Here is a 20,590-nt window from a genome sequence, read left to right as displayed (position 1 = left end):
AATGAATAGTGATTTGATTGATTTAGTGTTGATGGCGAGTCCTGTCGTACAGGCAGTAATGGTGATTTTGGCGATTATGTCGATTTCAGCTTGGGCGGTGGCGATTGCCAAATCCCATCAAGTTCGTCAGGCAAGCAAGGTAGCGCAAGAGTTCGAACAGACCTTTTGGCAAACCCAGGAATTGACTACGTTGTTCAATCAGATTGTTCAAAGTAATGACAAGCCGAAAGGCATGGCGTCGATTTTCGAAGCCGGTTTTAGAGAGTTCGTACGCCTAAGAAAGCAGGGCGTCGCACACACGTCCGATTTAATGGCCGGTACTCAGCGCGCGATGAAAGTCGCTTTCTCTAAAGAGTCGGAAGTGTTGGAAAATCGTCTGGCTATGTTGGCAACGGTCGGTTCCTCCGCGCCTTATATCGGTTTGTTCGGGACGGTTTGGGGGGTTATGCACGCTTTCCAATCTTTAGGTCATGTCCAGAACGCGACTTTGTCAGCCGTTGCACCGGGGATTTCCGAAGCGTTGATTGCAACGGCAATCGGCCTCTTTGCCGCCATTCCTGCGGTTATCGCCTATAACCGCCTGACGACTCGTGTAGATCGCCTATTGGGCGAATATGAAAACTTTGCGGAAGGTTTTCTAACGATTATGCAAAGACAGGCGCATAGTTTAGAGTCCAAGCCGGCGGCAAACTCAACAACCAGTGCCCAATAATGAATGGGTGGCTAATATGAGTATCGGTTTTAGAAATCAGCGACAGAAAAAACGTTTAATGGCCGAGATCAATGTGGTTCCCTATATTGACGTCACCTTGGTTTTGTTGATTATTTTTATGGTGACTGCGCCGATCGTACAGCAGGCGGTGAGTGTCGACCTGCCGAAAACTCCCGAAATCGTTCAGAAGAAAACCAGCCAATCCCAAGCAAACGAGCCGACGCCGTTTGTGATTACCGTTACTCGAGATGGTTTGTATAAGACCTCCGAACAGCCTAATGTCGTCTTGAGTAATAAAGAGTTGGCCGATTTGGTAGCTGAAGTGGTAGCACGTGCGCAACTGGATGCAAACAAACCGTTTTATATTCAGGGCGACCAGGCTGCACCTTACGGTAAAGTAGTGCATCTGTTTACGGTATTGAAAGCCAATGGCGTCGAGAATGTCTCCTTGATGACCGAGCCAGAGGCGGGAGATAACCGATGATTCAGTTTATTTCAAAACATCCGATTTCAGTGGCGCTTGCTGTATTGATTCATATCGGCGTCGTGGTTGCGGTGGCCGTACAGTGGCAATCGACACCGCAAACCATCAAGATTAGCGGGCAAGGTGAGACACCTAAAACGACACAAGCGGTTACGCAAATGCAACCGATGAAAACGTTTGCGGTCGATTCTGCGGCGGTGGAAGAAAAAATTGCCATGATCAAAGCCGAAGAAGAGGCTAAAAAAACCGAACAGAAGCGTTTGGCCGCCCAGTCCGAAAAAGAGAAACGTAAGCTGGCCGAGTTGAAAAAACAGCAGGAGCTCGAAAAAGAAAAGGCCGAAAAGGCGAAGCTTATAGCGGAACAACAGAAGCGGAAAGCCGATGCCGAAAAACGCAAGGCGGACGAAGCACGACGTTTAGCGGATATTCAAAAGCAGAGGGTCGAAGCCGAGAAGAAGCGTGCCGATGCTGAAAAAGCCAAAGCCGAGCAATCTCGTAAAGAAGCTTTGTTGGCCGAGAAGAAAAAGCAGGAAGCCAAAGTACAAATAGCCAAAGCCGAAGCTCAACGTAAAGCCGAGGAAGCTAAACGTAAGGCTTTGGAGGCGGAGATAGCGAAGAAAGCGGCGGAGAAGGAAAAACTTCAGGCTGCAACTTTACAGGCTCAGTTGGAGCAGGAACAGGCACAGCAGAAAGCGGCCCTGCAACAGCAGATGGCTGCCGAAGAGGCGATGCAACGCGAACTGCAGAAACGTCAGCAGTTGCTTTCTTTGAAAGAAACCTACATCTCTTCGATTGCCGCCAAGGTAAAAGATAACTGGCGTACTCCGGCGAAAATTTCCGAGCAAGCGCAGTGCGAACTGGACATTACTCAGTCGCCGGGTGGCCGTGTAACCAGTGTTAAGGTAGTTAACTGTAACCAGTTCGCCAACGATCAATTCAAACAGGCGGCCGAGAAGGCGGTATATCGTTCAGAACCTTTACCGAAACCACCGGTTCCGGAATTGTTCGAACGTAATATCAAGTTTGTATTTAAACCCTAAATTCAAACCCAGAAAGGTTTAGAGAAAGATTATGTTAAGAGTTCTAAAAGATTCGCGTTTATTGAGTTCTTCGTTTTGGGCAAGCTTATTGGTCTTCGGTTTGGTTATTATGCCAATGTCGGCCAAAGCGCAATTGACCATCGAAATCAATGAAAGTTACGAAAATGCGTTACCGATCGCAATCGTTCCGCTTGTCTGGAAAGGCCAGGCGCAACAGGTGCCGGTGGATATTTCGGAAGTGATTCGTCAGGACCTGAGACGCAGCGGTAAGTTTAAGCCGGTTTCTCCTTCCTTAATGCCGGCGCAGCCAAGTTTTCCGGAAGAGGTGGATTATGACCAGTGGCGTAACCTGGATGTCGACAATCTTCTTATCGGTAAAGTCACTGATCAGGGAAATGATCGTTATCAGATCGAGATGCGTTTTTTAGACGTATTGCGTAAAACCCAAGTCATCGGCAAGCGTTGGAGTAACATTCCCGGTAAGCAACTTCGTCAGATCGCTCACATTATGAGTGACTTGATCTATAAGGAGTTGACCGGGATTCGCGGAGCGTTCAATACACAGATCGCTTACGTTACCTTAAAGAACGAGAACGGAAAACGTCGTTATACTCTGGAAGTGGCCGATGCCGACGGTTATAACCCGCAGCCGATTTTGAGATCGCCGCAGCCGATCATGTCGCCTGCCTGGTCGCCGGACGGTAAGAAGCTGGCTTATGTTTCGTTTGAAAAAGGGCGTTCGTACATCATTGTCCAAAGTCTGGACGGCAAGTATCGTGAAACGGTTGCCAGTTTCAAAGGCATCAACGGAGCGCCTGCCTGGTCTCCGGACGGCAGCAAAATGGCGATGACTTTATCGAAGGACGGCAGTGCGGATATTTACGTGATGGATTTGAATACCCGTAAGTTGCAGCGCATGACCCGTAACTGGTCGATCGAGACCGAAGCGGTTTGGGCGGCCGATGGACGTTCGTTGTATTTTAACTCCGACCGTCGCGGTAAGCCGCAAGTGTTTCAAGTGTTTATGGATAGCGGAGAAGTGCAGCGTGTGACCTACGAAGGCTCTTATAACGCTAACCCCGAAATCTCTCCGGATGGCCGTTATTTAGCGGTGGTTCACGGGCAGGGCGGATTCCACATCGGTTTGCTTGATTTGGTAACAAATCAGTTTAATATCTTAACCAATACATTTTTGGATGAATCGCCGACCTTTTCGCCGAATGGTGAAATGATTCTGTATGCGATGAACCAGGGCGATAAAGGTAAACTGGCGGTGGTTTCGTTAGACGGCAATACGTCGCAAACTTTGAGTGTGCGCGACGGTCAGGTTAGAGAGCCGGCTTGGGGGCCATTCTTAAGTCGATAATTCTAGGAACGGATAAAACGGACTGTTCTCAAATAGCAACAAAGGATACATTGGATGACGCATTTAAAAACACTTTTCACTATGGCTTTGTTAGTAGGGTTGACCGCATGTAGCAGTACGCCTTCGGATGATATCGACCGTTCCAATAATACCGATCTTGATCCATTGGCATTGGAAGGCGCTGGCGGCAAAGGCGCCGGTCAGAATGGTGAAGACTTGGATTTGGGTGTTGAAATTCAAGGGGTTGAGTTGGAGAAAGGTATTGAGGGCAGTAACCTCGGTGATGGCGCTTCGATCGATGGCGCGGCTGCTTATCAGCCGATTGTCTATTTCGGTTATGACCAGGCAAATTTGAGCGACGAAAATACCGAATTAGTGAAACATTATGCTCAGGTTTTAGTGGATAACCCAACCAAAAACGTCAGTCTTGTCGGTCATACCGATGAAAGAGGAACGCCGGAATACAACTTGGCGTTGGGTGAACGTCGTGCGAAGTCGGTTGCTCAGGTGATGATGTTGTTCGGTGTGCAATCCAGCCGAATCGAAGTGATTAGCTTCGGTGAGGAACAGCCGGAAGCACTGGAGCATGATGAGCAGGCATGGGTTAAAAACCGCCGCGTAGAAATTAAAATCCATTAATCGATTCACGTATCAATCAAAGGCGAGTTGAATAATGAAAAAGAGATTTCAAATTGCGATAGCCAGTTCCTTGTTGTTGTCCGCTTCTTTTGTCAGTGCGGCTCCGGTTGGTTCGATAGAAGAGCGTATCCAACGCCTTGAACGCATGGCCGATAATCCGGTGTTGTTGCAGCTAAGTCAGCGTTTGGCGCAGCAAGAGCGAGAAATTCAGGGATTGCACGATACCATTGATCGCTTGAAGCGCGATCAGAGAATGTTTCTGGATCAGGCTAAGCAGCGATATGCCGAAACCGATCAACGTATCAGTCAGCTGGAAGCGCAATTGAAGCAGAGTGCAGTTGTGCCTAGTATGACGGCTCCGGTTGCCGCGGTGGGTGGTGCTGGAACTGCGACAGTACCGGTAGCGTCGACGGAATCCAAAGCCTCGGGTGTTCAAGCGATTATCGTTCATCCGGCTACGGCGGAAGAAAATGCCGAATACCAGAAGGCGTTTGCCCTGATGCGAGCGGCCAACTACCAAGAATCCATCAAGGCATTTGAAGCGTTTATCAAAAAATCTCCGGACAGCAGTTTGGCAAGCAACGCAAGTTACTGGGCGGGAGAAGGCTATTTGATTCTTAAGAATTACGATCAGGCACTGGTTTCTTTCGAGCGAATTATTGAGCAGTATCCCGATTCCGGTAAAAAACCGGATGCAATGTTGCGCGCCGGTGACAGTTTGACGAATTTGAAAAAAACGGCCGAGGCAAACAAGCTGTATCAGCAGTTGATCAAAGACTATCCGGATACCCGCGCTGCAAAGAACGCCGAAAAGCGTATCAATCCGTAATCAATTTTTATAAAAACAGTAAAACAAGTATCGAATAATGCAAAAAAAAGCCGTCATCTTACTTTCGGGTGGATTGGATTCCGCAACCGTCCTCGCAATTGCCTCTTCACAGGGCTATGAATGCCACACCATCAGTTTCGATTACGGTCAACGTCATCGTGCCGAGCTAGACTTCGCAAAGGCTTTGTCTGCACAACAGAACGCTAAGTCGCATCGTGTTGTACAAGTGGATATGACCCAGATTGGCGGTTCGGCATTGACCGACAGTTCGATCGAAGTTCCGGTTTCGGGTGTGGAAGCCGACCAGATTCCGGTAACTTATGTTCCGGCTCGCAATACGGTATTTTTATCTTACGCGTTGGCATTGGCGGAAGTATTGCGTTCCAACGATATTTTCATCGGTGTTAATGCCGTGGATTATTCAGGGTATCCGGATTGCCGTCCGGAATTTATCGAAGCCTTCGAAAAAATGGCTAATTTAGCGACTAAAATCGGTGTTGAGGGCGAGAAGCTTCATGTGCAGACACCGTTGATCGATTTGACTAAGGCACAGATTATTCAGGCCGGAACGGAACTGGGGGTTGATTACAGCTTGACGGTTTCCTGTTATCAAGCCGACGATCAAGGTCGTGCCTGCGGCGTTTGCGATTCTTGCCGTCTTAGAAAGCAAGGCTTTGAGGATGCGGGGATCGAAGATCCGACACGTTATCAGGTCTAAGTTCTTGAAATTCGGCGGGTCTGTAAAAAAACTGTAAAAAGTCCTCAAAAAGGCTTGCACAGATCGGTCAGCCTTGTATAATACGCTCCATTCCGAAACGGGTCGTTAGCTCAGCCGGTAGAGCAGTTGGCTTTTAACCAATTGGTCGAGCGTTCGAATCGCTCACGACCCACCATATTCTGGATTGCCTGATTTGATTGAATTGACAATCGTCAGGCGATTTTCTCGCAGCTTGATTTACCGGCAGTTGTGAGATTGAGTTGTAACTATACAACTTTGAAAACTTGTTCGGGTCGTTAGCTCAGCCGGTAGAGCAGTTGGCTTTTAACCAATTGGTCGAGCGTTCGAATCGCTCACGACCCACCATTATTAAAAAACCCCATGCAGCACTGCTACATGGGGTTTTTTGCTTTCTGTCTCTCAAAAAATATCGAAATTTCTATACGGAGTTAGTCGCCTTCCACCCAGTGAAACTTGTGGAAGAAACGGTGTACGATAGGAGCGAAAATCACGCCGCTGACTGCAAAATACACATAATCCGCATACATCGCATAGAAGCTTGCAAAAATTTGGCCTCCCCAACTTTCGGGAAACAGAGCGATTCCCAAGCTGCTGAGGATCGTTGTGGATGCCATGGTGGCTTGTGCGATCTGCATGTCGTCGAAGTAAATATGGCCGATGATTCCGATTGCCAGGGAAACGAGAATGATCAGAAAAGCGACGGTAAGGTGAAGATACAATCTCAGACGGAATCGTTTGCTTGAGATTGGAGGGGTTTTAATATTTTCGTACATCTCGTCTATTCTCCTTAAGTATAGGGAGTGGACGGAGCTGCCCGGTTTCGGAGTCGTTACCGGACAGGCATTTTTGATATGCAGCTGGATATCAGTTTATTTCAGGTGCTTTGAAGCGATCTCTCTTAAGCCGAATACTTCCAGGCCTGCTTCGTCGGCGAATCCTAGTGCGCGCGTCAGGCGAGCCGGAGCGGAGCGTCCCATACAGCCGTGTTCAAGGTCACCGTTAATGGCTTCGATCAAACCTTGCATCAAACGTTCACGGTCGTTTTGTTGTCCGGTTAGCCAGTCCTGAATATCCAATACGTCGTTGGCGACAACCTGCATGACACTTGTATGCTGGTTCATCAACGCTTCAACATTTCCTCCGACTTCCAAACCGGCGATATTGGTGGTCAGGATATAGAGGTTCTTGCGCACTAACTCATAAGCCAATTCTTCTTCGCTATCAACCAGGTAGCTTGGAATGTCCAGGCTGGCCAGGGCGTCAAAGACCAAACGGGCGTTCGGGCCGTAAATCGGAGAAGGCAATACGACTTTGCTGTCCATGCCTTTTTTCTTTTCGAACCACACGGAAATGACGGTTGGGTTCGATATGTCGGCAGCTTGCCAGTCGCGTGGTAGCAATTCATTTTGCAGCAGAATCAGTTTGTCTTTCCAGGTTTCGGGACAGTTGTTGAGTACGGTATGAATGTCGGCTTCGCCAACGGCGATCAAGACCGCTTTTGGGGTCGGGTAAGCGTTGGCGGTAGAAAGGATGTCCATGTCGCGGGTCACTGGATAGACGGGGTGTCCGGTTTTAAGAAACCCTCTTGCAAATACGCTGCCTAGCTCGCCTAAACCAATCACTATGATAGGATCTTTCATCTGTTTGACCTCTTTTTTGTTTTTTTGCACCAAAATGGAAATTTCATGGTGATTTATTGATAAAATAGCATTCAAATCGATAGCACAGGATATTATCAGTGAATCAGCAAAAAGCAAAATTTACATGGCACTATTACGGCATGGCCTTTGGTGCCTTGATGGCGATGCTTGCGGGAACGGTCGGTTCCATCGGCGGCGTGGTGTCGGCATTGGCTTTTGCGGTATTGTGCCATCCCGTTCTTAAGTTTCAGGGAATCGGGCGTTTTGTCTTTTTGGCGCTGTTTGTCATACTTTATATTTTTGCTTTCCCGGAAGCGGACGTGATTCGCGAAATGATGACGGGGTCCAACTAAGACTCATGGCCTCTAAAGCATTAGAAGACTATCTTAAAATCATTTATAAGCTGGAAGGTAAGACCCCGGAAGAAAAGGGTGTTCAGACTTCGGCGATTGCCGATCGCTTAGGGATTTCACAGGCTTCGGTGTCCAATATGTTGAAAAAACTGGCTGAGCGGGAGTTTATCGAATATGCGCCTTATTATGGTGTTAGCCTAACCGAAGCGGGACGAAAAATCGCTTTGAATATGGTGCGCAAACACCGGATTCTGGAATTGTATCTGGTGGAGCGCTTGGGATATTCCTGGGACGAGGTGGATGCCGAAGCGGAAGTGGTTGAACACTCGATTTCGGATAAGCTGGTGAATCGTATGTGGGAAGATCTAGGTTATCCGACGCATGATCCGCATGGTTCGCCGATTCCTTCTCCGGAAGGGGAAGTGGAGCAGCACGATTGGGTGCCTTTGACCGAGATTCCATTGCATCAATGGGTAGAGGTTAGAAGAATTAAAAACCGCAGCCCGGAAGAACTTCGTTATTTGGCCTCGATCGGATTAACCACAGGGGTTTCGGTGTCGATAGACAATATCGCGCCTTTAAACGGCCCTTTATTGATCGAACTTAAAGGAAATAAATTTCATGCCATCGATTATCGATTGGCTATGGCATTAATGGTGAGCTCATCAACATGACAGACATGAGTAAAAGACAGACGTTTCAAGACTTGCTGGAAGGTTTGACCACGGCAGTAGTATGGATTCGTAGCGACGAGACCATCGGCTATATGAACATTGCCGCCGGGGAGCTGTTTCAGACCAGTACCAGCCGAATCGTCGGTGTGCATTGGTCGGCGATCTTGCCGGATTTGGTGGAGGACGTGCATAAGGCGGACGAACAGAAGTTGACCATCCACGAGTATGCATTGATTTTGCCGGACTTCACCAAAGTGCGTGTCAGTTGTACGCTCGCCCCTTATGAAGTTAACGACGAAAAAGGTTGGTTGATGGAGATTTTCAATACCGAACGTCATCACCGAATCGTCGAAGAAGACGAGCGCTGGCATCAGTACGAAGCCGGAAACTTGTTGGTCAGAACCTTAGCACATGAAGTGAAGAACCCTTTGGCGGGGATACTGGGTGCGGCGCAGTTGTTGCAAAGGCGTTATTCGCCAAAGGATAAGGAACAGGCTTTCTTGGATATTATTTCCAAGGAGGTTTCCCGCTTGAAGAATTTAGTGGATCGTATGCTTGGGCCGAAGCAGACCGCGGAAAAAGAGCCGCATAACATTCATGAATTGATTCGCTACGTCTTGCAGATTATCGAAGGCGAGAAGCCGGGCAACGTGTACATCAAGTTGGATTACGACCCGAGTATCCCGGAAGTGAATATCGACTTTGAAGCGATGGTTCAAGCCATATTGAATTTGGTTAAAAACGCCATTCAGGCCATGGAAAAACATGGCGGCATTTTAACGATTAAAACCCGAGTCGAGCGTAAGTTCACTTTGGGAACCAAAACCTTTCCGTTGGTTGCGGTCATCAGCATTATGGATGAAGGGGAAGGGATTCCCGAAGAAGTGTTCGATTCGATTTTTTACCCGATGGTGAGCAGTAAAAAAGAAGGTACAGGCCTTGGACTTCCTGTTGCACAAAGCGTTTTGCGTCAGCATGGCGGTTTGATTGTGGCGGAAAGTGAGCCGGGCAAGACCGTGTTTAACGTGTATTTGCCTTTAAATACAGAGGATTAAGTGAATGCAGAATGAAGAAGAAATGTCGCCCGTCGTTTGGATTGTAGATGATGATGCCTCGATTCGCTGGGTATTGGAAACTGCGTTGGAAGACAAACCTTATGTCGTGAAAGCGTTCGACTCTCCGCTGATGGCCTTGCAGGCCTTCGATGATATGCCACCGACCGTAATCGTCAGTGATGTACGTATGCCCGATATGGACGGTTTGACTTTTATGGAAGCCATTCATGAACGTGACAAGAGTATACCGGTCATCATCATGACGGCGCATGCCGACTTGGATACCGCGGTTAAATCTTATCAAAGCAAGGCATTTGAATATTTACCGAAACCGTTTGATATCGATGAAGCGATGGCGCTGGTTGAGCGCGCAATCAAACGTAAAATGTCGGGTGGCGTTCAAAAGAGCCGCCGTAAACGTTCGCATGACAAGCAACCTTTGAACATCATCGGGGTTGCTCCGGCAATGCAGGAAGTGTTCCGCGTACTCGGTCGCGTTTCGCAATTGGATGTTACCGTGCTGATCAACGGTGAGACCGGTACCGGTAAAGAGTTGGTCGCGCAAGCGTTGCATGAACTCAGTCCGCGTGCCGAACATCCGTTTGTCGCTCTTAACACGGCGGCGATTCCGCGCGAACTATTGGAATCCGAATTGTTCGGTCATGAGAAAGGCGCTTTCACCGGCGCACATTCTCAGCGTATCGGGCGTTTTGAGCAGGCCAATGGCGGAACCTTGTTTTTGGACGAAATCGGGGATATGCCGGTCGATCTTCAAACCCGTCTGTTGCGTGTATTGAACGACGGCAGTTTCTATCGTGTCGGTGGTAAGAATCCGATCAAAACCGATGTGCGTATCGTAGCGGCGACGCATCAGAACATGGAACAGCTGGTACGTGAAGGCAGCTTCCGTGAAGATTTGCTGTACCGCCTGAATATCATTCGTATCAAGGTGCCGGCCTTGCGTGAGCGTCGCGAAGATATTCCGCTGTTGCTGCGTTTCTATCTTGATAAAGAATCGAAAGCACTCGGCTTGGAAGAAAAACATTTAAGCAAAGACGTGGAGCGTTTCTTGAGCAGTCTTCCGTGGCCGGGTAACGTCCGTCAGTTGCGCAGTCTATGTACCTGGTTGACGATCATGGCGCCGGATAAAACCGTTCACATGGAAGACTTACCGCTCGACTTGAGAAATCCAAGCGAATTCAAATCGTCGGACGATAGCGGCGACGATTGGGAAACACCGTTACGCCGCTGGGCGGAAGCGTTTTTGGTATCCGGTAAAGAGGGTGTTCATACTGAAGCCGAACCGATTTTTGAAAAAGTGTTGATTGAAGAGGCGTTGAAAGCCAGCCACAATCATCGTCAGAAAGCGGCGGTTTTGCTGGGGTGGGGTAGAAATACCCTAACACGCAAAACCCAAGCCCTTGGTCTGGACGATTAGTCCGTTCCGGGCTGCTCGAAACCGGTTGTGATCTGGGAAATCTGGCAATATCTTCGAACCCCGACGGTTTTGCCATACGTCAAACCGATGCGGTTCTTGAAAGAATCGATTGCCATGGCTTCGAGAGCGCAGCGCTGCCACGACTCGTGGCAGCCGCATTACCAAGCCTGCCGGGATGCCATTCTGGAAACCGCCGAGGTGTGCGAACATAAACGCAAGGCACTGATTTTCGGTGCCGGTACTTTACAAGACATTCCGTTACAAGCGCTTAGCCGGCAATTTCAGCAGGTATTGTTGGTAGACTTGCTTTTCCTTCCGAATGCCCGCCGTCAGGCGGCTTCTTATCCAAATGTACAGTTGATCGAACACGATGTAACCGAATCATTGGATGCCATATATCACGGCAAGCCCGATGTTTCCATTCCTAAAGCCTGGTTGGATGATCCGGAAATCGATTTGGTGGTTTCTCTCAATTTGCTTACCCAGTTGCCGTTGATGCCCGTCAAGTGGTTGCAGACACGCTACGATCTCGATGACGCCGAAGCAGATAGCTTGGGGCAAATGCTGATGGCTTCGCATCTGCATTATCTTCAGCTGTTTAGCGAGAGACAACAAGATAATGCCGCAGTCTGTTTGATTGCCGACCGCTGGGTTCGACGTCTCGATCGCAGCGGCCAGTTAATCAAAGAGTTTGATCCCTGGTGGGAAGTGCATAAACCGGACACCCAGAAAGTTTGGGATTGGCAGGTCATGCCGTTAGGCGAGGCTTCTCGGAATTACAGTCAGACGCATCAAGTGGGTGTTTCCATTCTTTGAATTAGCCCCCGTTTTTCCCCAAATCCTCAAGTTTATTCAGCCATTTTTTACGTTGGGTTTTGCTCATCCCTTCCACCATTCCGACAAGCGTGTGTCTCACCGGCGAAATTCCGGAAGCCGCCAATATGTTACGTTTTAAGTTCTTCAAACTGTGTGCGCAATAAAACCAGCGGTAAATGAATCCCGGCATGCCCATGGTGATGACGACGCGAGCACTTTTGCCTTTGAGTAGTTTTCTTGGCCAGCCGTTGATGCCTTCGTAAGAGAATGCAAAGCCGGGGCGCAATGTCTGTTCTATAAAAGCTTTTAGCAGAGCGGGCATAGTCCCCATCCAGAGCGGATAGAACAGAACCAGATGATCCGCCGCGCTGATTTTATCCTGTACTTTCCGGATTGATTCGGGCGCTTCGCCATCGTTGAAATCTTTGTCCGTTCGTAAAAACGGAAACTCCAAATCCGCCACTGACACTAACTCGACTTCATGGCCGCCGGCCTGAGCCCCTTTAATGTAGGCATCGGCCAAAGCATTGCCGTAATGGTTTTTTTGAGGGTCAGGATGACCTTGAATGATAAGAATGCGCTTGCTCATATTTATTCTCCTTTGGATGAAGAAATCGATTCACTCGCTTTGGAGTGACGTTGAAGCTCAATACTTAAGTTGCGTTGTGCTCGGTTTTTTCGGATTCCGATTTCAATTCTTCATAGTCCTTGCGGATTTGTAGAAGCTTGTTTTGGTAATCCTCGTAATCACCGAATTCCACAAACTTATGGTAATGATTATGCATACTTTTGATCTTTGTGGCGTGTTTGATCGGACACCAATACTGTTCCGTACGTCCAGAGACTTCCTGTGCGTACGCCACCAGACCGTTGAAATAACCGCAATAGACACAGTTCATACGCTCGATGAAATTCAGGTAACGTAATTGTGGCGGTCGATCACGATGTAGTCGCTGCGTTTAACCCGTGGGATGCCGTAGACCCGAAAGCAGATCGATTGATAAATGCTCACCACCAAGTCCATGAACAAGGCCGGAAAAATACCGAACCATATGACCGGGAAAGTGATGAAATTCAGGATAGGCACTTCGGCCAGATAGGCGAAGAGATTGCTCGCCTGTTGTTTGTGCTTTTTTAAAGCGGCTTCGTCGAAGACCACTTTGTGGTTTTCGGTTTTATAGAGGAATTTATCTTCCTGCTTCTGGAGCTCTTGAAGTAACTCGGCTTCGAGTTGCTTGATTTCCGCAATCAATTCACGTGCTTTATGCATGTCAGCTCACTTGTCGGTGGTGGGTTGGTTTTACCGCAGGTTTATCATAACCATTCATAGGAGGTACTGCTAGAAAAATGGAATATGCAGTTTGAAATTTAGATTGAATGGTTTTTATTAGAGTTTAATACGTGTAATATCTTAAAAAGTAAGGTTATATTTCAGTTTTTTATTCTTCAAAAGAATCTTATCTTTTGTAGGCTTGGACTAATAGTTGGAGAAGGGGGATCAATGGCAAAACGAATGAATAAAGCTGAAGTTCAAGCCATATTTTGGCTAGTTGTTATTGCGTTGCCTGTGCTTATAATGATGAAGTTAGGTGAGTCTATTGGGTGGGGTGTGTTGGCTTTATTGGTAGCTCTGGGGATAGGTTTCTACATATGGTTTAAGTCTATTCAAATCAAAAAGCGTAAAGAATATTTAAAAAATAAATATCAGGATGATGAATTAGTTGAAAACTTAATGGCTCAAAAATTTTGGCAAGGACAAACGAGTCAACAATTGTTGGATTCGATCGGTCAGCCAAGTGATATTGACCAAAAGATTTTAAAAACTAAGAAAAAAGAAGTATGGAAATACAATCATCAAGGTGGGAATAGGTATGGACTTCGAATCACATTAGATGACGATTATGTTGTTGGATGGGATCAAAAGTCATAAATTATTGAGGATTAAACATGGCCACAATCCGCAGATTGGTACTGGATGTACTCAAACCCCATCAGCCTAACGCGATTGCGTTTGCTTCGACGTTGGCGGATTTGTCATCTGACTATTGGGTGAATTTGGATGTGACCGAGGTGGACGAGAAAACGGAAACCACGGTTATTACGATTGAAGGAAGTAATATCCGCTTTGAGGATTTGGCGGCAGCCATTGAAAAGATGGGCGGCTCTATCCACAGTATTGATGAAGTGGAAGTAATCGGTTCCGAACAGGTCTGATCGATTTGTTTTTCAATCCATTATGAATTCGACGGAATTCCTATCTTATGAATGCCACCAATAAACCCCATTTGATGTTGCATCTGTTACGGGCGAGAAGCATCGCCCGGCGTTATATGGTCACCAACGGTTTCGACGGCGCTTTGACTATTCTGGGGATGGTGACGGGGTTTTACATTAGCGGTATGACCGATCTGTCCGTGGCCTTAAGTGCGTGCTTAGGGGCGACGATCGCTTTGTTTATCAGCGGTATTAGCAGTGCTTATTTGAGTGAAAAGGCCGAACGCGAAAAGGAACTTCGCGATCTGGAAAAAGCGCTAGTGACGGATCTCAAGCAGAGTGATTACGGCGAAGCCAGCCGTTATCTTCCCGTTCTGGTGGCGTTGGTGAACGGTTTTTCTCCGTTTATTCTATCGCTTCTGATTTTGACGCCTCTTTTTGCGGCCAAATGGTTTCAAGCTTGGCCGTTTTCACCGTTTCTGGGTTCAATTGCCATAGCAATGGTCTGTATTTTTGTTTTGGGCGTGTTTCTAGGCAAAATCAGCCAGACTTTTTGGTTATGGTCGGGGCTAAGAACGTTATTGATTGCGATTGTTACCGTTGCGGCCGTTTTGTTTATCGACAGCGCTTTGTGAGTTCGGTCTGATCAATCGTTTGAAACTCTTTTTATAACGATCTGGAAGAGCCTGTCAGGTTTTCTTGTTACGTTTAATCTTTATTCTATTTTTAGAACCTTTCTTGGTATTTTATGATTTCAGGCAAATAGTTTTTCAATGTCTTTTATACCCTTGTTTACATGGTGGTTAAACGGCGTTAAATTGTATCTATATTATTTGAAATAAACCGTACGGGACTTTATCTGGTTTCGTATCGATCATCTTACGACGTTGAAGGGAATCGAGGTGTTATGAAAGAAATCAAGGCTGGAAATAATCAATCATATAGCGTCGCTCAAGACGATTTGTACCATGCCTGCAGTCTTTCAAACCTGGCGTTTACCACGACGGACGAGCTTGAGGAAATTACGGAACACATCGGTCAATCCCGTGCGATGGAAGCGCTGAAATTCGGTGTCGATATCAAGCACGAAGGGTATAACCTGTTTGTTCTCGGTTCCACCGGTTTGGGGAAGCACACCACGGTTAAAGAATTGCTCGAAGAGGAATCCAAGCAAGCCGAAGCCCCGTTCGACTGGTGTTACGTTAATAATTTCGAACACCCGCATAAACCGCTTGTTCTTAAATTGCCCAAAGGCGTCGGCCGCAAGTTGCAGCAGGATATGCAGCAGTTTGTGATCGATATTCTGGCCGCGATTCCGGCGGCGTTCGAAAGCGACGAATATCACACGGCTTTTCAGGCACTTCACGACGAATACGTTCGGCGTGAAGATCAGGCGTTGGAAGAGATTGCGGCCAAGGCCGAACGCAATAACATTATTATGGTTCGCACCTCGACCGGCTGGAATTTAGGACCTAAGAATAAAGACGGTAAAGCCATGTTGCCGGAAGAATTCGAAAAGCTTCCGGAAGAAGAAAAGCAGATCATCACCCGAGTGGTGGAAGAGATGCAGGATGATTTGAAACAGTTGCTTCTAAAGATTCCGGTGTGGCAGAAAGAGACACGGGATAAGGTTAAGGATCTTAATCGCGAAATCACCCAGTTGACGGTCACGCATTACGCGGACGATCTGCAAACGGATTATGCGGAATTGGACGACGTGAAGACGTTCATGCAGAACGCGAAGCAGGACATTATCGATAATGTCGAGCTGTTCCGAAAATTCGGTGCCGAAAAGAAAGCCAGCGGTCAGACTTCGAATAAATTGCCGCCCGAGTTTACCGGTTATGAGGTGAATGTGCTGGTGGATAACGCTAAAACCGAAGGTGCGCCGGTTATTTTCGAGGATAACCCGACCTATCAGAATCTCATCGGACGGATTGAACACATCGCCCAGTTCGGAACGTTAATTACCGATTTCTCTTTGATTAAGCCCGGTGCTCTGCATTTGGCTAACGGCGGATATCTGGTGCTGGACGCACGCAAAGTGTTGTCTTCCCTTTACGCTTGGGACGGTTTGAAACGGATTTTGCGTTCGCGGGAAATTAAGATTGAATCGTTGGAGCAGGTGTTAAGTTTGGCGAGCACCACGTCTTTGCAGCCGGAACCGATTCCGGTGGACGTCAAAGTGGTGTTGAGCGGAAGCCGTCTGCTGTATTACCTTTTGAAACAGTACGATCCCGAATTTGACCTGTTGTTTAAAGTGGCGGTCGATTTCGCCGAAGATATGGACCGTGACGATACATCGATGGAACTGTATGCGCGTATGATCGCCGCTTTGCAAAAGCAGAACGATTTGTTGCCTTTGGAAAAGGGCGCGGTGGAACGGATCATCGAACACTCGTCACGTTTGGCACAGGATTCCGAAAAGGTTTCGCTGCACATGGGGCATCTGTCCGATTTGTTGAAAGAATCCGATTATTGGGCGAAAGAGTCCGACCGTGAATACATTACCCGGGATGACGTCCAGAAAGTGATCGACACCCGGCTTTATCGCATGGACCAGATTCGCGAACGGATTCAGGAAGAGATTTTGCGTGGAACCTATCTGGTGAATACCAGTGGCGAGGCGGTTGCACAGGTGAACGGTCTGAGTGTGATTCAGTTGGACGATTATTCGTTTGGCCGACCTTCCAGAATTACGGCGACCGCTCGCCTGGGAAGTGGAAAGGTGATCGATATCGAACGGGAAGTGGAATTGGGCGGTGCGATTCATTCTAAGGGGGTGATGATACTGTCGTCTTATCTGGCTTACCGTTATGCTAAGGAACGTCCTTTAGCCCTGTCCGCCAGTCTCGTGTTCGAACAGTCTTACGGCATGATCGAGGGCGACAGCGCTTCTGCAGCCGAACTCTGTGCCTTGCTTTCCGCTTTGGCGGATGTGCCGTTGAAACAGAGTCTGGCGGTCACCGGATCGGTCAATCAGCATGGTGAGATTCAAGCAATCGGCGGCGTTAACGAAAAGATCGAGGGGTTTTTCGATATCTGCGAAGCTCGCGGTCTGACGGGTGAGCAGGGTGTAATCATACCGGCGTCGAACGTTAAGCATCTTATGTTGAAAGCGTCGGTGGTTGAAGCCGTGGAAAACGGCAAGTTTACGGTTTATAGCGTGACCGCGATTGATGAAGTCATGGCGTTATTGACCGGCTTGGAAATTGGTGTGGCCGATGAAAACGGAGAGTATCCGAAAGAAAGCCTGAATGGGATGATCGAACGGCAAATCCGTAAGTTGACCGAATTACGCGAGCAGTTTTCCGAATCCAAAAAATCGGTAAACGGACAGGAGAAAAAAACGGGAAAGGTTCGTAAATCGAAATCGCCGAAACCCGATAAATCAAAAAGTTAAGGGAGTCAATCCTATTTGCCTGATAGGGGAAATGGCCCGGAAATAAAAACGCCGCAATAAAGCGGCGTTTGAATACAGTTGAAGTATTGTGCTACGAACTTATAGCGCTTCTTCACCTGTTTCACCCGTACGGATACGGATTGTCTGTTCAATGCTTGTCACGAAGATTTTACCGTCACCAATTTTACCCGTTTGAGCCGCGTTGATAATCGCTTCTACTGCGGATTCTACAATCGACGCAGACACTGCAATTTCAAGTTTCAATTTAGGTAGGAAGTCAACCACGTACTCTGCACCACGGTACATTTCAGTGTGTCCTTTCTGACGGCCGTAACCTTTGACTTCAGTAACCGTCATACCGTGGATGCCGATTTCATGTAGAGCATCACGTACATCGTCCAATTTAAACGGTTTGATAATGGCAGTAATCTGTTTCATATTTATTCCTCAGTTGAATAATCGTAGTCAGTGTCTGTTATTGGTTTTTTGGGATAGCTTGCAATTTTTTCTCCTAATTTAATAGGAGTGTTTTGGCGAATTTGTCCAAGTTCCGGCAATTGGCCATTTGGGGTTAATAATACCACGGTTGAGCCCATATTAAAGCGTCCAATTTCATCCGCTTTTTCAAAGTTCAAATTTTGATCGCTGTAATCCCAATGGCGCAGAACCGGTTCGTATTCCGGCGTGATTTTACCTTGCCAGACGGTTTCCATGCTGCCTACAAAAATCGCACCGACCAAAATCATACAGAAAGGTCCGTGTTCGTTCTCGAAACGGATCACCACACGCTCGTTGCGCGCGAACAGACCGTCTATGTTTCGGACCGTGGCCGGGTTAACCGCGAACAGGTCGCCCGGTACGTACGTCATAGACAGCAGTTTGGCATCGGTCGGCATGTGAATGCGGTGGTAATCTTTAGGCGATAGGTAGATGACCGCTGCTTCGCCGTTCTGAAATTGTTTTGCGTATTCAATGTCGCCGCCCACTAACGCTTCCACGGTATAGTCGTGGCATTTAGCTTGAATAATACGATTGCCGTCGATTGGAGTGGACTGGCTGATCAGTCCGTCAACCGGACTGACCCAAACGTCGGAGCTGTAATCGACCGGACGAACGTCCGGCTTCAAGGCGCGGGTAAAAAATGCATTGAAGTGAGGATAGGCGTTGATGTCTTCTTCAAGTGCTTCGCTGACATCGATTTTGTAGATTTTAGTGAGCAGCTTGATGGTGTTGTTTTTTATCCAAGGGGTTTCGACTTGCATAAACCAATGCATTGCCTGCGAGAGAAAATGTTTGGGAATAAGGTACTGTGGAGCGACCTTGAAAAAGTCGAATAACTTCATGTTTGGCGTTCTTTTAATTGATCTAAAGGATGGATTTTAATGTATAATTCGCGCAAATAATAGAATCTATTGAGGAAAACAATTATGTCCGAAATCAAAAAAGTTGTTTTAGCTTATTCCGGTGGTCTGGATACATCCATTATTGCGAAGTGGCTGCAAGAAGAATATCAGTGCGAAGTGGTGACATTTACGGCTGATATCGGTCAGGGTGAAGAAGTTGAACCTGCCCGTGCCAAAGCTGAAGCGATGGGGATCAAAGAGATCTACATCGAAGACTTGCGTGAAGAGTTCGCGCGTGATTTCGTTTTCCCAATGATGCGCGCAAACGCGATTTATGAAGGTGAATACCGTTTGGGTACTTCAATCGCACGTCCGTTAATTTCTAAGCGTTTGGTTGAAATCGCAAGAGAGACCGGTGCGGATGCCATCTCTCACGGTGCAACCGGTAAAGGGAACGACCAGGTACGTTTCGAGTTGAACGCTTATGCGTTGATGCCGGATGTTAAGGTCATCGCACCTTGGCGTGAGTGGGATTTGCTTTCACGTGAAAAGCTGATGGCGTATGCAGATGAACACAACATCTCTATTGAAAAGAAAAAAGGTAAGAAGTCGCCATATTCAATGGATGCGAACCTTCTTCATATCTCTTACGAAGGCGGCATTATCGAAGATCCTGCCAACGAGCCGGAAGAAGATATGTGGTTGTGGACGGTTTCACCTGAAAACGCTCCGGACGAGCCGACTTACTTGGATATCGAGTTCGAGAAAGGCGATATTGTTGCGATTAACGGCGAGAAGATGTCTCCGGCAACCGTCATGGAATATTTGAACAAAGTCGGCGGTGCGAACGGTATCGGACGCGACGATATTGTTGAGAACCGTTTTGTCGGTATGAAAGCGCGCGGATGTTACGAAACGCCTGCGGGAACTATTATGTTGAAAGCGCACCGTGCGATGGAGTCTTTGACTTTGGATCGTAACGCGGCGCATTTGAAAGATGAATTGATGCCTCGTTATGCTGAAATGATCTATAACGGGTTCTGGTTTGCACCAGAAAGGGAAATGTTGCAGGCTTTGATCGACAAGTCTCAAGCCAATGTTTCCGGCAATGTTCGCGTTAAATTGTATAAAGGTAACGTTGTTGTGGTTGGTCGTACATCCGAAAACAGCTTGTTCGACGAAGCGATTGCGACCTTCGAAGAAGACGGCGGCGCATACAATCATAAGGACGCAGAAGGCTTTATCAAGCTGAATGCACTGCGTTTAAGAACCGCTGCAAAAAAACGTTCATAAACTTTTTTTAAAGTTATGGCACAATCCACGCCAACTTTCAAAGAGTTGATTCAAAGCCCAGCATTATTGCTGGGTTTTGGTTTTGGCTCTGGTCTTGCTTCTAAGGGTCCGGGAACATTCGGAACCTTATTAGGTTTGTTGTTGTTCTTGCCTATTTTGGTTTGGAGCGAAACACTGGCTTGGACGATTCTGGCGATCTCGACGGTCGCCGGAATCTGGATCTGCGATCGAGCTTCCAAGATTCTCGGCGTGCATGATCACGGCGGAATCGTTTGGGATGAGTTTGTCGGGATTTGGTTGGTTTTGTTGTGTCTTCCGGAACAGAATGGCTGGTATTGGCTGTTCGCTTTTGTAGCGTTTAGAATTTTTGATATTGCCAAGCCCTGGCCGATTAGTTGGGCGGATCGTTCGGTATCGGGCGGGTTTGGAATTATGCTGGACGATGTGCTAGCCGCAGTGGTTGCCATAGGATTTATTTGGGCATCAACAATCAGTTTCAATTGGTTGTTTTAAACGGTCTACTGTAATATTGTCCGCATGTTAAATGAGTGT

25 protein-coding genes and 2 tRNA genes are annotated in these 20,590 nt (G+C 47.5%); 20 read left to right on the top strand and 7 right to left on the bottom strand.

Going from position 1 to position 20,590, the window contains the following annotated elements:
- The first annotated feature begins 1 nt into the window (after window position 1).
- The 9 genes from tolQ (at window position 2) to ABY044_RS02440 (ending at window position 6,154) form a co-directional block, all read left to right on the top strand.
- Window positions 2-712: a protein TolQ gene (gene tolQ, locus ABY044_RS02480; RefSeq protein WP_373017813.1), complete on the top strand. Its 711-nt coding sequence runs from the start codon at window positions 2-4 to the stop codon at window positions 710-712.
- A 16-nt stretch (window positions 713-728) separates the two neighbouring features.
- A complete protein-coding gene (locus ABY044_RS02475; protein WP_373017812.1) occupies window positions 729-1,196 on the top strand; it encodes an ExbD/TolR family protein in 468 nt (155 codons plus the stop codon).
- Window positions 1,193-2,236, top strand: a complete 1,044-nt coding sequence (tolA, locus tag ABY044_RS02470; protein ID WP_373017810.1) for a cell envelope integrity protein TolA — start codon at window positions 1,193-1,195, stop codon at window positions 2,234-2,236. The genes ABY044_RS02475 and tolA overlap by 4 nt, the downstream gene beginning before the upstream one ends.
- 31 nt (window positions 2,237-2,267) lie before the next feature.
- The gene (gene tolB / locus ABY044_RS02465; RefSeq protein ID WP_373017808.1) at window positions 2,268-3,602 is read left to right on the top strand and encodes a Tol-Pal system beta propeller repeat protein TolB; all 1,335 of its coding nucleotides are present in this window, start codon (window positions 2,268-2,270) and stop codon (window positions 3,600-3,602) included.
- A gap of 54 nt (window positions 3,603-3,656) precedes the next feature.
- A complete protein-coding gene (gene pal / locus ABY044_RS02460) occupies window positions 3,657-4,241 on the top strand; it encodes a peptidoglycan-associated lipoprotein Pal (protein WP_373017806.1) in 585 nt (194 codons plus the stop codon).
- Window positions 4,242-4,275: 34 nt separating this feature from the next.
- Window positions 4,276-5,070 (top strand): tol-pal system protein YbgF, encoded by a 795-nt coding sequence (gene ybgF / locus ABY044_RS02455; RefSeq protein WP_373017804.1) that lies wholly within the window; start codon window positions 4,276-4,278, stop codon window positions 5,068-5,070.
- A gap of 37 nt (window positions 5,071-5,107) precedes the next feature.
- Entirely contained in the window at window positions 5,108-5,788 is a 681-nt protein-coding gene (queC, locus tag ABY044_RS02450) for a 7-cyano-7-deazaguanine synthase QueC (protein WP_373017802.1), read from the top strand.
- Window positions 5,789-5,887: 99 nt separating this feature from the next.
- A tRNA-Lys gene (locus ABY044_RS02445) sits at window positions 5,888-5,963 on the top strand.
- 115 nt (window positions 5,964-6,078) lie between these two features.
- A tRNA-Lys gene (locus ABY044_RS02440) sits at window positions 6,079-6,154 on the top strand.
- Window positions 6,155-6,237: 83 nt separating this feature from the next.
- Here ABY044_RS02440 and ABY044_RS02435 read toward each other — a convergent pair.
- Window positions 6,238-6,582 carry a hypothetical protein gene (locus ABY044_RS02435; RefSeq protein WP_373017801.1) on the bottom strand — a complete coding sequence of 115 codons (345 nt, stop codon included), beginning with the start codon at window positions 6,580-6,582 and terminating at the stop codon, window positions 6,238-6,240.
- Between the two features lie 96 nt (window positions 6,583-6,678).
- Window positions 6,679-7,449, bottom strand: coding sequence for a hypothetical protein (locus tag ABY044_RS02430; RefSeq protein WP_373017799.1), 771 nt, complete (start codon window positions 7,447-7,449; stop codon window positions 6,679-6,681).
- A 98-nt stretch (window positions 7,450-7,547) separates the two neighbouring features.
- Between ABY044_RS02430 and ABY044_RS02425 the strand changes: the two genes are divergently transcribed.
- From ABY044_RS02425 to ABY044_RS02405, 5 genes are read left to right on the top strand one after another with little or no spacing between them, the layout of a single operon-like run.
- Window positions 7,548-7,802, top strand: a complete 255-nt coding sequence (locus ABY044_RS02425) for a hypothetical protein (protein WP_373017797.1) — start codon at window positions 7,548-7,550, stop codon at window positions 7,800-7,802.
- A 5-nt stretch (window positions 7,803-7,807) separates the two neighbouring features.
- Entirely contained in the window at window positions 7,808-8,476 is a 669-nt protein-coding gene (locus tag ABY044_RS02420; protein ID WP_373017795.1) for a metal-dependent transcriptional regulator, read from the top strand.
- Window positions 8,473-9,531: a nitrogen regulation protein NR(II) gene (glnL, locus tag ABY044_RS02415; protein WP_373017793.1), complete on the top strand. Its 1,059-nt coding sequence runs from the start codon at window positions 8,473-8,475 to the stop codon at window positions 9,529-9,531. The genes ABY044_RS02420 and glnL overlap by 4 nt, the downstream gene beginning before the upstream one ends.
- Before the next feature lie 4 nt (window positions 9,532-9,535).
- The gene (gene ntrC, locus ABY044_RS02410) at window positions 9,536-10,969 is read left to right on the top strand and encodes a nitrogen regulation protein NR(I) (protein ID WP_373017791.1); all 1,434 of its coding nucleotides are present in this window, start codon (window positions 9,536-9,538) and stop codon (window positions 10,967-10,969) included.
- Window positions 10,970-10,996: 27 nt separating this feature from the next.
- A complete protein-coding gene (locus ABY044_RS02405) occupies window positions 10,997-11,785 on the top strand; it encodes a hypothetical protein (RefSeq protein ID WP_373017789.1) in 789 nt (262 codons plus the stop codon).
- A gap of 1 nt (window position 11,786) precedes the next feature.
- Here ABY044_RS02405 and ABY044_RS02400 read toward each other — a convergent pair whose 3' ends face one another.
- The 3 genes from ABY044_RS02400 to ABY044_RS02390 all read right to left on the bottom strand — a co-directional run bounded on the left by ABY044_RS02400 (window position 11,787) and on the right by ABY044_RS02390 (window position 13,055).
- The gene (locus ABY044_RS02400; RefSeq protein WP_373017786.1) at window positions 11,787-12,374 is read right to left on the bottom strand and encodes an NAD(P)H-dependent oxidoreductase; all 588 of its coding nucleotides are present in this window, start codon (window positions 12,372-12,374) and stop codon (window positions 11,787-11,789) included.
- 64 nt (window positions 12,375-12,438) lie between these two features.
- Window positions 12,439-12,684 (bottom strand): hypothetical protein, encoded by a 246-nt coding sequence (locus ABY044_RS02395; protein ID WP_373017784.1) that lies wholly within the window; start codon window positions 12,682-12,684, stop codon window positions 12,439-12,441.
- Between the two features lie 14 nt (window positions 12,685-12,698).
- Window positions 12,699-13,055 (bottom strand): hypothetical protein, encoded by a 357-nt coding sequence (locus ABY044_RS02390; RefSeq protein ID WP_373017782.1) that lies wholly within the window; start codon window positions 13,053-13,055, stop codon window positions 12,699-12,701.
- 231 nt (window positions 13,056-13,286) lie between these two features.
- Between ABY044_RS02390 and ABY044_RS02385 the strand changes: the two genes are divergently transcribed.
- From ABY044_RS02385 to ABY044_RS02370, 4 genes are all read left to right on the top strand, one after another.
- The gene (locus ABY044_RS02385; RefSeq protein ID WP_373017780.1) at window positions 13,287-13,715 is read left to right on the top strand and encodes a hypothetical protein; all 429 of its coding nucleotides are present in this window, start codon (window positions 13,287-13,289) and stop codon (window positions 13,713-13,715) included.
- A gap of 17 nt (window positions 13,716-13,732) precedes the next feature.
- Window positions 13,733-13,999, top strand: a complete 267-nt coding sequence (locus tag ABY044_RS02380; RefSeq protein ID WP_373017777.1) for a DUF211 domain-containing protein — start codon at window positions 13,733-13,735, stop codon at window positions 13,997-13,999.
- A 47-nt stretch (window positions 14,000-14,046) separates the two neighbouring features.
- Complete coding sequence (locus tag ABY044_RS02375; RefSeq protein ID WP_373017775.1) at window positions 14,047-14,634, top strand: hypothetical protein; 588 nt, start codon at window positions 14,047-14,049, stop codon at window positions 14,632-14,634.
- Between the two features lie 272 nt (window positions 14,635-14,906).
- Window positions 14,907-17,402 carry a Lon protease family protein gene (locus tag ABY044_RS02370; RefSeq protein WP_373017773.1) on the top strand — a complete coding sequence of 832 codons (2,496 nt, stop codon included), beginning with the start codon at window positions 14,907-14,909 and terminating at the stop codon, window positions 17,400-17,402.
- A 99-nt stretch (window positions 17,403-17,501) separates the two neighbouring features.
- Here the strand turns inward: ABY044_RS02370 and ABY044_RS02365 are convergent, their stop codons facing one another.
- Together ABY044_RS02365 and asd are read right to left on the bottom strand one after the other, a co-directional pair.
- On the bottom strand, window positions 17,502-17,840 hold the full coding sequence (locus tag ABY044_RS02365) for a P-II family nitrogen regulator (RefSeq protein ID WP_373017771.1): 339 nt from the start codon (window positions 17,838-17,840) through the stop codon (window positions 17,502-17,504).
- Window positions 17,841-17,842: 2 nt separating this feature from the next.
- Complete coding sequence (gene asd, locus ABY044_RS02360) at window positions 17,843-18,745, bottom strand: archaetidylserine decarboxylase (protein WP_373017769.1); 903 nt, start codon at window positions 18,743-18,745, stop codon at window positions 17,843-17,845.
- 84 nt (window positions 18,746-18,829) lie between these two features.
- On the opposite strand from asd, the gene ABY044_RS02355 reads away from it, so the two are divergent.
- Both ABY044_RS02355 and ABY044_RS02350 read left to right on the top strand, forming a co-directional pair.
- Window positions 18,830-20,038, top strand: coding sequence for an argininosuccinate synthase (locus ABY044_RS02355; protein WP_373017767.1), 1,209 nt, complete (start codon window positions 18,830-18,832; stop codon window positions 20,036-20,038).
- A 15-nt stretch (window positions 20,039-20,053) separates the two neighbouring features.
- On the top strand, window positions 20,054-20,551 hold the full coding sequence (locus ABY044_RS02350; RefSeq protein WP_373017765.1) for a phosphatidylglycerophosphatase A: 498 nt from the start codon (window positions 20,054-20,056) through the stop codon (window positions 20,549-20,551).
- Window positions 20,552-20,590: the final 39 nt, after the last annotated feature.

The organism is Thiomicrorhabdus sp. (assembly GCF_041583835.1).
GTDB lineage: Bacteria > Pseudomonadota > Gammaproteobacteria > Thiomicrospirales > Thiomicrospiraceae > Thiomicrorhabdus.
Note: the sequence above shows the minus strand (reverse complement) of the source record. Positions and strands in the feature narration are given on the sequence as shown.

What these genes read in the sequence shown, in the direction of transcription:
- tolA (WP_373017810.1), top strand. Translation starts at nt 1,193, where the DNA reads ATGATTCAGTTTATTTCAAAACATCCGATTTCAGTGGCGCTTGCTGTA.
- ABY044_RS02380 (WP_373017777.1), top strand. Translation starts at nt 13,733, where the DNA reads ATGGCCACAATCCGCAGATTGGTACTGGATGTACTCAAACCCCATCAG.
- ybgF (WP_373017804.1), top strand. Translation starts at nt 4,276, where the DNA reads ATGAAAAAGAGATTTCAAATTGCGATAGCCAGTTCCTTGTTGTTGTCC.
- ABY044_RS02395 (WP_373017784.1), bottom strand. Translation starts at nt 12,684, where the DNA reads ATGAACTGTGTCTATTGCGGTTATTTCAACGGTCTGGTGGCGTACGCA.
- ABY044_RS02430 (WP_373017799.1), bottom strand. Translation starts at nt 7,449, where the DNA reads ATGAAAGATCCTATCATAGTGATTGGTTTAGGCGAGCTAGGCAGCGTA.
- ABY044_RS02355 (WP_373017767.1), top strand. Translation starts at nt 18,830, where the DNA reads ATGTCCGAAATCAAAAAAGTTGTTTTAGCTTATTCCGGTGGTCTGGAT.
- ABY044_RS02400 (WP_373017786.1), bottom strand. Translation starts at nt 12,374, where the DNA reads ATGAGCAAGCGCATTCTTATCATTCAAGGTCATCCTGACCCTCAAAAA.
- ABY044_RS02385 (WP_373017780.1), top strand. Translation starts at nt 13,287, where the DNA reads ATGGCAAAACGAATGAATAAAGCTGAAGTTCAAGCCATATTTTGGCTA.
- glnL (WP_373017793.1), top strand. Translation starts at nt 8,473, where the DNA reads ATGACAGACATGAGTAAAAGACAGACGTTTCAAGACTTGCTGGAAGGT.
- asd (WP_373017769.1), bottom strand. Translation starts at nt 18,745, where the DNA reads ATGAAGTTATTCGACTTTTTCAAGGTCGCTCCACAGTACCTTATTCCC.
- ABY044_RS02435 (WP_373017801.1), bottom strand. Translation starts at nt 6,582, where the DNA reads ATGTACGAAAATATTAAAACCCCTCCAATCTCAAGCAAACGATTCCGT.
- ABY044_RS02375 (WP_373017775.1), top strand. Translation starts at nt 14,047, where the DNA reads ATGAATGCCACCAATAAACCCCATTTGATGTTGCATCTGTTACGGGCG.
- ntrC (WP_373017791.1), top strand. Translation starts at nt 9,536, where the DNA reads ATGCAGAATGAAGAAGAAATGTCGCCCGTCGTTTGGATTGTAGATGAT.
- ABY044_RS02475 (WP_373017812.1), top strand. Translation starts at nt 729, where the DNA reads ATGAGTATCGGTTTTAGAAATCAGCGACAGAAAAAACGTTTAATGGCC.
- ABY044_RS02390 (WP_373017782.1), bottom strand. Translation starts at nt 13,055, where the DNA reads ATGCATAAAGCACGTGAATTGATTGCGGAAATCAAGCAACTCGAAGCC.
- pal (WP_373017806.1), top strand. Translation starts at nt 3,657, where the DNA reads ATGACGCATTTAAAAACACTTTTCACTATGGCTTTGTTAGTAGGGTTG.
- ABY044_RS02370 (WP_373017773.1), top strand. Translation starts at nt 14,907, where the DNA reads ATGAAAGAAATCAAGGCTGGAAATAATCAATCATATAGCGTCGCTCAA.
- tolQ (WP_373017813.1), top strand. Translation starts at nt 2, where the DNA reads ATGAATAGTGATTTGATTGATTTAGTGTTGATGGCGAGTCCTGTCGTA.
- tolB (WP_373017808.1), top strand. Translation starts at nt 2,268, where the DNA reads ATGTTAAGAGTTCTAAAAGATTCGCGTTTATTGAGTTCTTCGTTTTGG.
- queC (WP_373017802.1), top strand. Translation starts at nt 5,108, where the DNA reads ATGCAAAAAAAAGCCGTCATCTTACTTTCGGGTGGATTGGATTCCGCA.
- ABY044_RS02350 (WP_373017765.1), top strand. Translation starts at nt 20,054, where the DNA reads ATGGCACAATCCACGCCAACTTTCAAAGAGTTGATTCAAAGCCCAGCA.
- ABY044_RS02365 (WP_373017771.1), bottom strand. Translation starts at nt 17,840, where the DNA reads ATGAAACAGATTACTGCCATTATCAAACCGTTTAAATTGGACGATGTA.
- ABY044_RS02420 (WP_373017795.1), top strand. Translation starts at nt 7,808, where the DNA reads ATGGCCTCTAAAGCATTAGAAGACTATCTTAAAATCATTTATAAGCTG.